The organism is Pseudonocardia sp. ICBG601, from assembly GCF_020496245.1.
On the sequence record NZ_JAHLJA010000148.1, the window covers coordinates 1,979,540 to 1,991,945 of the forward strand.

General features: G+C 73.0%; 11 protein-coding genes. 5 read left to right on the forward strand and 6 right to left on the reverse strand.

Going from position 1 to position 12,406, the window contains the following annotated elements; genetic code table 11:
* The first annotated feature begins 94 nt into the window (after positions 1–94).
* On the forward strand, positions 95–985 hold the full coding sequence (locus tag KPL57_RS38860; RefSeq protein ID WP_226355484.1) for a thioesterase family protein: 891 nt from the start codon (positions 95–97) through the stop codon (positions 983–985).
* A 99-nt stretch (positions 986–1,084) separates the two neighbouring features.
* Here the strand turns inward: KPL57_RS38860 and KPL57_RS38865 are convergent, their stop codons facing one another.
* The 6 genes from KPL57_RS38865 to KPL57_RS38890 all read right to left on the reverse strand — a co-directional run bounded on the left by KPL57_RS38865 (position 1,085) and on the right by KPL57_RS38890 (position 7,795).
* Positions 1,085–1,711 (reverse strand): MBL fold metallo-hydrolase, encoded by a 627-nt coding sequence (locus KPL57_RS38865; RefSeq protein ID WP_226354971.1) that lies wholly within the window; start codon positions 1,709–1,711, stop codon positions 1,085–1,087.
* Entirely contained in the window at positions 1,711–2,799 is a 1,089-nt protein-coding gene (locus KPL57_RS38870) for an S-(hydroxymethyl)mycothiol dehydrogenase (protein WP_226355485.1), read from the reverse strand. Before KPL57_RS38870 ends, KPL57_RS38865 begins: the two co-directional genes overlap by 1 nt.
* A gap of 29 nt (positions 2,800–2,828) precedes the next feature.
* On the reverse strand, positions 2,829–3,500 hold the full coding sequence (locus tag KPL57_RS38875; protein WP_178374185.1) for a GntR family transcriptional regulator: 672 nt from the start codon (positions 3,498–3,500) through the stop codon (positions 2,829–2,831).
* Positions 3,497–4,843 carry a folylpolyglutamate synthase/dihydrofolate synthase family protein gene (locus KPL57_RS38880; RefSeq protein WP_226355486.1) on the reverse strand — a complete coding sequence of 449 codons (1,347 nt, stop codon included), beginning with the start codon at positions 4,841–4,843 and terminating at the stop codon, positions 3,497–3,499. Before KPL57_RS38880 ends, KPL57_RS38875 begins: the two co-directional genes overlap by 4 nt.
* 3 nt (positions 4,844–4,846) lie before the next feature.
* Positions 4,847–6,220 carry an L-serine ammonia-lyase gene (locus KPL57_RS38885; RefSeq protein WP_308016797.1) on the reverse strand — a complete coding sequence of 458 codons (1,374 nt, stop codon included), beginning with the start codon at positions 6,218–6,220 and terminating at the stop codon, positions 4,847–4,849.
* A 135-nt stretch (positions 6,221–6,355) separates the two neighbouring features.
* Positions 6,356–7,795, reverse strand: coding sequence for an MFS transporter (locus tag KPL57_RS38890; protein ID WP_226355487.1), 1,440 nt, complete (start codon positions 7,793–7,795; stop codon positions 6,356–6,358).
* A gap of 324 nt (positions 7,796–8,119) precedes the next feature.
* Between KPL57_RS38890 and KPL57_RS38895 the strand changes: the two genes are divergently transcribed.
* From KPL57_RS38895 to KPL57_RS38910, 4 genes are all read left to right on the forward strand, one after another.
* Positions 8,120–8,473, forward strand: coding sequence for a bifunctional 3-phenylpropionate/cinnamic acid dioxygenase ferredoxin subunit (locus tag KPL57_RS38895; protein WP_226355488.1), 354 nt, complete (start codon positions 8,120–8,122; stop codon positions 8,471–8,473).
* Positions 8,473–9,642 (forward strand): NAD(P)/FAD-dependent oxidoreductase, encoded by a 1,170-nt coding sequence (locus KPL57_RS38900; RefSeq protein ID WP_226355489.1) that lies wholly within the window; start codon positions 8,473–8,475, stop codon positions 9,640–9,642. Before KPL57_RS38895 ends, KPL57_RS38900 begins: the two co-directional genes overlap by 1 nt.
* A 181-nt stretch (positions 9,643–9,823) precedes the next feature.
* Positions 9,824–11,128 carry a serine hydroxymethyltransferase gene (gene glyA / locus KPL57_RS38905; RefSeq protein WP_226355490.1) on the forward strand — a complete coding sequence of 435 codons (1,305 nt, stop codon included), beginning with the start codon at positions 9,824–9,826 and terminating at the stop codon, positions 11,126–11,128.
* The gene (locus KPL57_RS38910) at positions 11,125–12,396 is read left to right on the forward strand and encodes a sarcosine oxidase subunit beta family protein (protein ID WP_226355491.1); all 1,272 of its coding nucleotides are present in this window, start codon (positions 11,125–11,127) and stop codon (positions 12,394–12,396) included. Before glyA ends, KPL57_RS38910 begins: the two co-directional genes overlap by 4 nt.
* Positions 12,397–12,406: the final 10 nt, after the last annotated feature.

A 12,406-nucleotide genomic window follows, 5' to 3' on the forward strand; every position in this document is an offset into this window, starting at 1 on the left:
GGGACCGCGCACCCGGCGTACCCGGGCAGCTCACCGGGTGTGATATCGGACGGCCGGTTGCCGGTGAGCGGCGACACAGCGTCACGATGGGGGGGTGACAGCAACCATCACGACGCCGACCGTGCCCGAGCCGGGGATGTTCCCGGTGCTGATCGAGCACGAGGCCCGCTACGCCGACCTCGACCCGAGCCGCCGGATCGGCCGCGACGCCCTGGTGCGCTGGTTCGAGGACGCCCGCGTCGCCGTCGAGCGCGACACCTTCGGCGCCGACCTGGTCGCCCGCCTGCAGTCCCGCGTGCGGCTGCTGCTCGCCGCCATCCGGGTCGACGTGCTGGCCCCGCTGCGGGTCACCGGCTCCTACCGGATCGGTGTCGGCGTCAGCCACATCGGCACCACGTCGTTCTCCTACCGGTACGCGGTCTTCGCCGGCGACGAGTGCGTCGCCACCGGCGAGTCGACCTCGGTGCACACCGACGGCGACGCCCCGGCCCCGCTGACCGACGAGGTCCGCGGCGCGCTGACCACCCTGCGCATCGAGGCCCCCGCCCCGGTCCGTCCCGAGCGCGGCGACGCCCGCGCCGTCCGCGAGAACTACCCGTTCCGCTGGGACGTCCGCACCCGCTTCACCGACCTGGACACCAACCGCCACGTGAACAACGTCGCGCTGGCCTCCTGGTACCTCGACGGCCTCGCCGAGCTGCACTCCGACGTGCTGGGCTACCCCGCGGGCGGCCCGCTCGACGGGCTCTCCCCGTCGACGCTGTCGGTCCAGTACCTCGCCGAGGTGCACTACCCGGGCATCTACCAGATGCGCGTCGCGGTCACCGAGATCGGCGAGGACACCGTCCGCTACGTCTGCGGCCTGTTCCACGACCGCGAGCTCATCGGCCTGGCCGAGGCCGAGGGCTTCCACCACGCCCCGGGTGAGGACGGCGACCCGGTCCTCCTCGCGGAGAAGCTCGCCCCGTTCCGCTTCCGGGACTGACCCCGCACGTGCACCGAGATGCGGCCCAGCGGGAGTTGTGGATCTCCACACCCCGCTGAGCTGCATCTCGGCGACGGATCCCGCCGTCGAGGGGCAGGGTCAGGATCCGTTGCGGATCCATTCCTCCAGGTGGGGTGCCTCGTCGCCGATGTTGGTGGAGTCGCCGTGTCCGGTGCGGACGCGGGTGTCGGCGGGCAGGGGCAGCAGGGTGGTGCGGATCGACTCGATGATCGTGTCGAAGCTGGAGTAGGACCGTCCGGTGGCGCCGGGTCCGCCCTGGAACAGGGTGTCGCCGGTGAACACGATGCCGAGTTCGGGTGCGTAGAGGCAGGACGAGCCCGGTGAGTGGCCGGGGGTCTGCAGCACGGTCAGGTCGATCCCGCCGGCGGAGAGGACCTGGCCGTCGGCGAGTTCCTGGTCGGGCTTGCGGTCGGGCCAGGTCATGTCCCACAGCACCTGCTCGGCGGGGTTGAGCAGGATCGGCGCGCTGAACCGGTCGGCGAGGGCGGGGGCCTGGTTGACGTGGTCGTCGTGGGCGTGGGTGCACACGACGGCCTTGACGCGGCGGTCGCCGACGGCGGTGGCGATGGCGTCGGCGTCGTGGGCGGCGTCGATGACGAACACCTCGCGGTCGTCGCCGACGATCCAGACGTTGTTGTCGACGTCGAAGGATCCGCCGTCGAGGTTGAAGGTGCCGGAGGTGACGACGTGGTCGACCGGGGCCATCAGAGGATCACCACCGAGCGGAGGACCTCACCGGCGTGCATCTTCTCGAAGGCCTGCTCGACGCCGTCGATCCCGATCTCCTCGGTGACGAACTTGTCGAGCGGGAAGCGTCCCTGCAGGAACAGGTCGATGTACATCGGGAAGTCGCGGCTGGGCAGGCAGTCGCCGTACCAGGAGGACTTGAGGGCGCCGCCGCGGCCGAAGTAGTCGATGAGCGGGATCTCGGGTGCCTGCAGGTCCGGGGTGGGGACGCCGACGAGGACGACGGTGCCGGCGAGGTCGCGGGCGTAGAAGGCCTGCTTGTAGGTCTCGGGGCGTCCGACGGCGTCGATGACGACGTCGGCGCCGTTGCCGTCGGTCACGCTCTGGATGTACTCGACGGGGTCGGTGTCCTTGGCGTTGACGGTGTGGGTGGCGCCGAACTCGCGGGCCCAGTCGAGTTTCCGGGGGTCGGTGTCGACGGCGATGATGGTGGTGGCGCCGGCGAGCTTGGCGCCGGCGATGGCGGCGTCGCCGACGCCGCCGCAGCCGATGACGGCGATGGAGTCGCCGCGTCCGACGCCGCCGGTGTTGATCGCGGCGCCGAGTCCGGCCATGACGCCGCAGCCGAGCAGGCCGGCGACCTTGGCGGGGGCGTCGGGGTTGACCTTCGTGCACTGTCCGGAGTGGACGAGGGTCTTCTCGATGAACGCGCCGATCCCGAGCGCGGGGGACAGCTCGGTGCCGTCGTCGAGGGTCATCTTCTGGGCGGCGTTGTGGGTGTCGAAGCAGTACTGGGGCTTGCCCTTCTTGCAGGCCCGGCAGTTGCCGCAGACGGCGCGCCAGTTCAGGACGACGTAGTCGCCGGGTTCGACGTCGGTGACGCCCTCGCCGACGGACTCGACGATGCCGGCGGCTTCGTGGCCGAGCAGGAAGGGGAACTCGTCGTTGATGCCGCCGAGCTTGTAGTGCAGGTCGGTGTGGCAGACCCCGCAGGCCTGGATCTTGACCACGGCCTCACCGGGACCGGGGTCCGGGACGATGATCGTCTCGACGGAGACGGGCTTGCCCTTCTCGAGGGCGACGACGCCCTGGACACGCTGCGGCACAGTGGTTCCTTCCGTAGAGGGGAGCGGGTTCAGAGGACCGCGCGGACGGCGGTCTCGAAGCCGACGACGTGGTCGCGGCTGACGGCCTCGGCGCGGTCGGCGTCGCCGTCGGCGATCGCGGTCAGCAGCGCCCCGTGCTCGTGCACGTGGTGGCCGACCTGGTCCATGCGGTCCAGGAACAGGCAGTGGATCCGCGTGGCCAGGTGGTAGTAGCGGGTGAGCGTGTCCTCCAGGTACGGGTTCCCGGCGGCCCGGTACACCGACCGGTGCACCGTCACGTCCCACCGCATGAGCTCGATCCGGCCCATCCGCGGCGCCTCCAGCGAGGCGACCCGCACGGCCAGCTCGCGCAGCTCGTCGCGCCGCCACCGCGGGGCGACGACGGCGGCCCGCCGCGCCGCGGTCGGCTCCAGCACGGTCCGGACCTCGCAGACGTCGCGCAGGTCGGAGATGTCGACGGCGGTCGCGAACGTCCCCCGCCGCGGGTAGGACACGACCAGGCGCTCGGTCTCCAGCCGCTTGAGCGCCTCGCGCACCGGGGTCCGGCCCAGGCCGAGCCGGGTCGACAGCGCCTCGTCGTCGATCGGGGCCAGCGGCGGGATCTCCAGCATGATCAGCTGGTCCCGGATGGCCACGTAGGCCCGGTCGGCCAGCGACCGCGGGCTGTCGAAGTCCACAAACACGTCCTCGGTGATCGTCATGCCGGCTGCCCCTCGGGGACGGCCAGGCGGTCCAGCCGCGACGCGACCGCGCCGGGCAGCCGGAACGACCCGGTCACCACGACGGGGTCACCCCCGCCGGTCGCCAGGGCGTGGTCGACGGCGTCGGCCGGGTCCGCGACGGCGACGGCCGGCACCCCGGCCGCCCCCGCGGCCGCGGCGATCTCGGACGGGTTCCAGTGCCGCGACGCGTGCTCCCCGCCCGGCAGCCCGGTCGCGACGACCCGCGCCCCGGCCCCGGCGACCGCCCGGACGGCCTCGCCCAGGTCCTTGTCCCGGGCCAGCGCCAGCACCCAGGTCACCGGGCGGCCCGGGTGGGTCTCGGCCACCGTGGTGGCCAGCGCGGACAGCTTCAGCGCGTCGTGCGCGCCGTCGAGGACGACCGGGGTGCCGGCGACGGTGCGCCGCTCGAACCGCCCCGGCAGCGAGGTCAGCGCCAGCCCCTGACGGACGGCGAGCGGGTCGAGCCGCCAGCCGTCGCGCCGGGCGAGCACCGACACCGCGTGCAGCGCCAGCACCGCGTTCCCGGCCTGGTGCCTGCCGTGCAGGCCCAGCGGCACGTCCGACCACCCGGCCAGGTCCACCGTGGTGCCCGCCGGACCGGTCCGGGCCAGCGCGGCCGCGGCGGCGACGTCCACGACGTCGACCAGGGTGTCGCGGCGCACCGCCTCCCGGGCCACCGCGGCGTCGGTCTCGGGGCCGCCACGGGCCAGCACCGCGCGGCCGCCGACCGGCAGGATCCCGGCCTTCTGCGTCGCGATCTCGCCGAGCGTGCTGCCGAGCATGTCGACGTGGTCCAGGCCGATCGCGGTGAGCACGGCCAGCTTGTCCGGCCGGGCGACGACGTTCGTCGGGTCCAGCCGGCCCCCGATACCGGTCTCGACGACGGCGTAGTCGGCCCGCCCGGCGATGGCGGCGAACCCGAGCGCGGTCACGACCTCGAAGAACGAGCAGCGCTCGCCCCGGCGCGCCTCGACCGCGGCCACCGAACGCGCGACGGCGGCGAGCCGGTCGTCGAGCACGTCCGCGCGGACCGCGAGGTCACCGATGCGGAACCGCTCGCGGATGCCGTAGACGTGCGGCGAGGCCTGCACGCCGACCCGGAACCCGTGGCGGGTCAGCAGCGACGCGACGAACGCGCACACCGACCCCTTGCCCGCCGTCCCCGCGACGTGCACGGTCCGCACGGCCTCCTGCGGGTCACCCAGCCCGGCCAGCACCTCGCGGGTGCGGTCCCGGGGCGCGTCGGGTGCGGTGCCGTTCCGGCGCCCGGTCGCCGGGCGCGACAGCAGGAACCGCTCCAGCTCGTCCTGTTCGGAGAACACGGTTCAGCACTCGACGATGTTCAGCGCGAGACCACCGCGGGCGGTCTCCTTGTACTTGTCCTTCATGTCCGCGCCCGTCTCCCGCATCGTCTTGATGGCCTTGTCCAGCGAGACGTGGTGCATCCCGTCGCCGTGCGCCGACATCCGCGCCGCGGTGATGGCCTTGATCGAGGCGACCGCGTTGCGCTCGATGCACGGGATCTGCACGAGCCCGCCGACCGGGTCGCAGGTCAGCCCGAGATTGTGCTCGATGCCGATCTCGGCGGCGTTCTCGACCTGCTCCGGCGTGGCGCCCATGATCTCCGCGAGCCCGGCGGCCGCCATCGCACAGGCCGACCCGACCTCGCCCTGGCAGCCGACCTCGGCGCCGGAGATCGAGGCGTTCTCCTTGAACAGCAGCCCGACCGCGCCCGCGGTGAGCAGGAACCGGACGACGGAGTCGTCGTCGAAGCCGGGCAGGAAGCGCTCGGCGTAGTGCAGCACGGCCGGGACGATCCCGGCGGCGCCGTTGGTGGGGGCGGTGACGACGCGCCCGCCCGCCGCGTTCTCCTCGTTCACGGCGAGGGCGTAGAGCGTCACCCACTCCATCGCGTGCAGCGCGTCCGGCTCGCCGGTCGCGGCCTCCAGCCGCTCGCGCAGTGCCATCGCCCGGCGCCGGACCTTCAGCCCGCCGGGCAGCGTGCCGCCGGTGCGGGCGCCGCGCTCGACGCACTCCTGCATCACCGACCAGATGTGCAGCAGCTCGCTGCGCACCACGTCCTCGGTGCGCCGGGACAGCTCGTTGGCCAGCATGACGTCGGAGATCGACAGGCCGTGGGCGCGGGTGAGACCGAGCAGCTCGTCGCCGGTCGTGAAGGGGTAGGCGACCGGGGTCGCGTCCTCCACCAGGACGGGGCGGCCCGCCTCGTCGGAGTCGAGCACGAAGCCGCCGCCCACCGAGTAGTACTCGCGCTTGTCCAGGACGGCGCCGTCGGCGTCGAAGGCCTGCAGCAGCATGCCGTTGGAGTGGAAGTCGAGCCGGCGGTTGCGGTGCAGGACCACGTCGTCGTCGGGGGCGAAGGTGATCTCGTGGATCCCGCCGAGGCGGATCCGGCCCCCGGCGCGGACGTCGGCGACCATCGGGTCGGCTCCGACCGGGTCGACGAGGTGCGGCTCGTGCCCGGCGAGCCCGAGCACGACGGCCTTCACGCTGCCGTGGCCGTGCCCGGTCGCGCCGAGGGAGCCGAACAGCTCGACCCGTACCGAGGCGGTACGGGGCAGCTCGCCCGAGGCGGCGAGCCGCGCGACGAACCGGGCCGCGGCCCGCATCGGGCCCACGGTGTGCGAGCTCGAGGGTCCGATCCCGACCTTGAACATGTCGAACACGGAGATGCTCACGGTCGCTCCGATCCACGCCGGGCTCTGGTCATGCCGACGATGTTAGACTGATATATCAATCGTGCCAAGAGGCGGGCGACGGGCGGTTCGTGCCGGGTGCGGGTGGGCCGGTGCGGGTGGGCCGGTGCGGGTGGGTCAGTGCGTGTGGTCGTACGGCTGCTCGAGCGGGACGCCGTCGGACGACATCGGCGGCGGGGGCAGGTCCGCGCTGGAGGTCAGCGGTGCCGCGCCGGCCAGCGGGCGGCCCGCGGTCTCGGGCAGGAACGCCACGCCGACCACGCCGACCAGGCCCGCGGCGACGAGGAAGTACCCCGGCCAGTCGAGGTTGCCGGTGGCGGTCACGGCGGTCTCGATCAGCGTCGGTGCGGTGCCCGCGAACAGCGACACCGACAGGTTGAACACCACGCCCAGGCCGCCGTAGCGGACCATCGTCGGGAACTGTGCGGGGAGTGTCGACGGCAGCACCGCGGCGAAGCCGACCAGCACCGTGGCCATCAGCAGCAGGCCCACGAACTGGCCGATCATGCCGTCGCGCATCAGCCAGACCGCGGGCAGTCCGACGGCCACCAGGGCCAGGCTCGTGACCATCAGGACCGGTTTGCGGCCGACCCGGTCGCTGAGCCTGCCCACCGCGGTGATCGCGCACAGCATGACCAGCATGACCGCGACGAGCATGGCGCCGGTGGCGGCCCCGGAGGCGCCGTGCTGGCCGTGCCGGGGGAGCGTCCCGGTCAGGTAGGTGGGCATGTAGTTGGTCAGCACGTAGTTGGTGACGTTCCAGGCGACCACCAGCGCCGCGGTCACCAGGGCCGGTGCCCGGTAGCGGCGGACCAGGATCTGCATCGCCCGCCGGTAGGGCATCGTCGCGAGCGCGGGGGAGCGCTCCATCAGCTGCCGGAACGCCGGGGTGTCCTCCAGGCGCATCCGCAGGTAGATGCCGGCGATCCCGAGGGGGAGGGCGAGCAGGAACGGGATCCGCCAGCCCCAGGCGAGCAGGTCCTCCTCGGGCAGCACCGCGACGAGCACGCCGCAGACGCCGGCGCCGAGGGTGTAGCCGGTGATCGTGCCGAACTCCAGCCAGCTGCCGAAGAACCCGCGACGGCGGTCGGGCGCGTACTCCGCGACCAGGGTCAGCGCGCCGGTGTACTCCCCGCCCGCGGAGAAGCCCTGCAGCATCCGGATGAGCAGCACCAGCAGCGGCGCGGCGATCCCCGCCGTCTCGTAGGAGGGCACGAAGCCCAGCGCGAGCGTCGCGACGGTCATCAGCAGGACCGTGAACGCGAGCACCCGGGTGCGGCCGATCCGGTCCCCGAGCGGGCCGAACACGAACCCGCCGAGCGGCCGGACGACGAACGCGGCCGCGAACGTCGCCAGCGTCAGCACCAGCGACCACTCGCCGGCCTCCGGGAAGAAGACCCGGTTGAGCACCACCGCGGAGAGGAAGGAGAAGAGGCCGAAGTCGTACCACTCGGCGACGTTGCCGACCGAGGCCGCCGCGGCCGCCCGCCGGACCGTGCGCTCCTCCTCGACCGCGACCGGACCGCGGCGTCGGGGCCTGCGCGGTCCGTCGGTCATGGGGTCTCCTCGGATCGATCGGCCGCGCCGCGGCAGCCACGCCGACGTGGCGATGCAGTATCGCCACACCATCATTCTCGCGGCCATGGTGTCACGTGTCCACGAGTGATATATCTTTCGTCGACGGGCGGCCCGGAGTGTGCCGGTGCCGGTTTTCGGGGCCTTTCGGTCACCGGGGACAGCCGCTCACATTTCCACGTCGTGACGCCGATGCCCCGTCCCGGGCCGGCCGAAAAATCGCTCGTTGACGGCTGCGACCTGCGGCCTCACCATACGGTTGCGCATGGCATGGCGAGTTTCGCGATAGGCAACAGTGGAGGAAGCATGATCTTCGTGGGCGAGCTGTCCGACATCCCCGTCGGGGAGTCCGTTCGTGTCCAGGGGACGGTGCCCATCGCCGTCTTCAACGTCGACGGCGATCTCTACGCCATCGACGACACGTGCACCCACCAGGACGCCTCGCTGTCCGACGGATGGCTCGAGGACTGTGCGGTGGAGTGCCCGCTGCACGCGGCCTGCTTCGACCTGCGGACCGGGATGCCGAGCGGCCCGCCCGCGAAGACACCCGTCCGCACGCACCAGGTGGTGATCGCCGACGGTGTGGTCCACGTCGTCGAGTCGGTCCCCGCCTCCGGTGCCGCGACCGGCGTCCGCCCGGGCGTACAGGCCGGCACCTGATGCGCGACGTCACGGTCGTCGGCGCCTCGCTCGCCGGCCTCGCCACGGCGCGCGCCCTGCGCGCCCAGGGCTTCGCCGGGACGATCACGGTCGTCGGCGACGAGAAGCACGCCCCCTACGACCGCCCTCCGCTGTCCAAGGAGTTCCTCGCCGGGAGCTCCGACGAGGACGCCATCGCCCTGACCGAGGACGACGACGCCGCCCTCGACGTCGAGTGGCGCCTCGGTCGCACCGCACTCGCCCTCGACGGTCCGACCCGGACCGTCACCCTCGACGACGGCTCGACCCTCTCGGCCGACGCCGTCGTCCTCGCCACGGGCGCCCGCGCCCGGAACCTGCCGGGCGAGCTGCCCGGCGGGGTGCACACCCTGCGCACCCTCGACGACGCCCGTGCCCTGCGCGCCGACCTCGTCCCGGGCCGGCGGCTGGTGGTGGTCGGCGCCGGGTTCGTCGGGGCCGAGGTCGCCTCGACCGCGCACGGCCTCGGCCTGGACGTCACGATCGTCGAGGCCGCCCCGGTGCCGCTGCAGCGGGCCCTCGGGCCCGAGATGGGCACCGCCTGCGGGCGCCTGCACGCCGCCGCCGGGGTGCCGCTGCACCTCGGGACGGGTGTGGCCCGGCTCGTCGGCTCGCCCCGGGTCACCGGGGTCGAGCTCACCGACGGCCGCGAGCTGCCCGCCGACGTCGTCGTGGTCGGGATCGGCGCGATCCCGAACGTCGAGTGGCTGGAGGGCTCCGGCCTCGACCTCGACGACGGCGTCGTCACCGACGCGGCGGGCCGCACGAACCTGCCCGGCGTCGTCGCGGTGGGGGACTGTGCCAGCACCCATCGCGACTACACCGGCTCCCGGCTGCGCCTGGAGCACTGGACCAACGCGCTGCAGCAACCGGCCGTCGCGGCCGCGGCGCTGCTCGGGACCGAGCACTCGCTGCCGGCCCACCACGCGGTGCCCTACTTCTGGTCCGACCAGTACGGGCACAGCATCCAGTTCGCGGGACACCGGTCCGCGGACGGCTCGGTCCGGATCGACGACGGCGACCCCGGGGCCGACGGCGGGTTCCTCGCCGTGTTCCTCGACGCCGCGGGGGAGGCCGTCGGCGTGCTCGGCGTCGACCGTCCCCGGCCCTTCGGGCGGATGCGCCGGGAGCTGGCGAAACGGCTCCGCTGACCCGGCACGTCACCTGCGGCGCAGGTCCTCGTGGGGACCTGCGCCGCAGGCGTGTCCGGGGCCGGTCGCAGCCCGGTCGCACGGACCACGATCAGCCTCTTGACCTGCCGGGAGTGCCGTGCGACGCTGAACGCAGACAGTTGATATATCAGTCCGCTGGAGAAGATATCTGGAGGTGCCCATGACGACGTTCGCCGTGGATCGGGGTCCGTCGAACGGTGCGACGGGGGTCCTCGACGGGACGCTGCGCGACGTGGACCCGGAGGTGCACGCGGCCGTCGCCGCCGAGCTGGGTCGCCAGCGCGGCACCCTGGAGATGATCGCCAGCGAGAACTTCGCCCCGCTCGCCGTCATGCAGGCGCAGGGCTCGGTGCTCACCAACAAGTACGCCGAGGGCTACCCCGGCCGCCGCTACTACGGCGGCTGCGAGCACGTCGACGTCATCGAGCAGCTCGCCATCGACCGCGTGAAGGCGCTGTTCGGCGCCGACTACGCCAACGTCCAGCCGCACTCCGGCGCCCAGGCCAACGCCGCCGCCATGGCCGCGCTGCTCGACCCGGGCGACACCATCCTGGGCCTCGACCTGGCCCACGGCGGGCACCTCACCCACGGCATGCGGCTCAACTTCTCCGGCCGCCTCTACGACGTCGCCGCCTACCACGTCCGCGCCGAGGACCACCGCGTCGACATGGCCGAGGTGGAGCGCCTGGCCCACGAGCGCCGCCCGAAGCTGATCATCGCCGGCTGGTCGGCCTACCCGCGGCAGCTCGACTTCGCCGAGTTCCGGCGGATCGCCGACGCGGTCGGTGCGTACCTGATGGTCGACATGGCGCACTTCGCGGGCCTCGTCGCGACCGGGCTGCACCCGTCGCCGGTGCCCTACGCCGACATCGTCACCAGCACCACCCACAAGACCCTGGGCGGCCCGCGCGGCGGGATCATCCTGGCCCGCGGCGAGCTCGCCAAGAAGCTCAACTCCCAGGTCTTCCCCGGCCAGCAGGGCGGCCCGCTGGAGCACGTGATCGCGGCCAAGGCCGTCGCGTTCAAGCTCGCCGGCGAGCCCGCGTTCGCCGAGCGCCAGCAGCGCACCCTGGAGGGCGCCCGGATCGTCGCCGAGCGGCTGGTCCAGGAGCCCGGCGTCGGCGTGGTCTCCGGCGGCACCGACGTCCACCTGGTCCTGGTCGACCTGCGCGACTCCGAGCTCGACGGCAAGCAGGCCGAGGACCGGCTGCACCGGGTCGGCATCACCGTCAACCGCAACGCCGTCCCGTTCGACCCGCGCCCGCCGATGGTGAGCTCCGGGGTCCGGATCGGGACCCCCGCGCTGGCCGCCCGCGGCTTCGGTGCCGAGGACTTCACCGAGGTCGCCGACATCATCGCCCGCGCCCTGCGCCCCGCCGCCGGCGACGCCGAGCTCGACGAGCTCGCCGCCCGCGTCACCGTCCTCGCCGACCGCCACCCCCTCTACCCGGAGCTGACGGCATGAGCACCGAGAAGACCGGCACCGGGAACACACTTCCCGGGGCGCACCTGCCCGAGCACCCCGACGCCCTGTGGCGCAACCCCGAGCCGAAGCGCTCCTACGACGTGGTCATCGTCGGCGGCGGCGGGCACGGGCTGGCCACCGCCCACTACCTGGTCAAGAACCACGGGATCACCAACGTGGCGGTGCTGGAGAAGGGGTGGCTCGCCGGCGGCAACATGGCCCGCAACACCACGCTGATCCGCTCCAACTACCTGTGGGACGAGTCGGCCTTCATCTACGAGCACGCCCTGAAGCTGTGGGAGGGGCTGGAGGAGGACCTCGGCTACCCGATCCTGTTCTCCCAGCGCGGCGTGCTGAACCTCGCCCACACCGAGCAGGACGTGCGCGACTCGGTCCGCCGGGTCGAGGCGAACCGGCTCAACGGGATCGACGCCGAGTACCTCGGCCCCGACGACGTCGCGAAGATCTGCCCGATCGTCAACGTCTCGCACGACATCCGCTACCCGGTCCTCGGCGCGACCTACCAGCCCCGGGCCGGCATCGCCAAGCACGACTACGTGGCCTGGGGCTTCGCCCGCCGCGCCGACGAGGCCGGGGTCGACCTGATCCAGGACTGCGAGGTGCTGGACTTCCTCACCGAGGGGTCGGTGGCCGACGGCACCGCGAAGGTGACCGGGATCCGCACCAGCCGCGGGGACATCGCCTGCGGGCAGGTCGCGCTCTGCGCGGCCGGGCACACCTCGACCCTGCTCGACCGGCTCGGCGTGGACACCCCGCTGCAGTCGCACCCGCTGCAGGCGCTGGTGTCCGAGCTGCTGGAGCCGGTGCACCCGACGATCGTCATGTCGAACGCGGTGCACGTCTACGTCTCCCAGGCGCACAAGGGCGAGCTCGTCCTGGGCGCTGGCGTCGACTCCTACAACGGCTACGGCCAGCGCGGCGCCTTCCACATCATCGAGCGCCAGATGGCCGCCGCGGTCGAGCTGTTCCCGGTGTTCGCGCGGGCGCACCTGCTGCGCAGCTGGGCGGGCATCGTCGACGTCACCCCGGACGCGTCGCCGATCGTGGGCCGCACCCCGTACGCGAACGTGCTGGTCAACTCCGGGTGGGGGACCGGCGGCTTCAAGGTGACGCCCGGGCTGGGCTGGTGCCTGGCCCACACCATCGCCACCGACGAGCTGCACCCGCACATCGCCCCCTTCTCCCTCGACCGGTTCGTCACCGGCGCGCTCGTGGACGAGCACGGCGCCGCCGGCGTCGCCCACTGACACCCCAGGA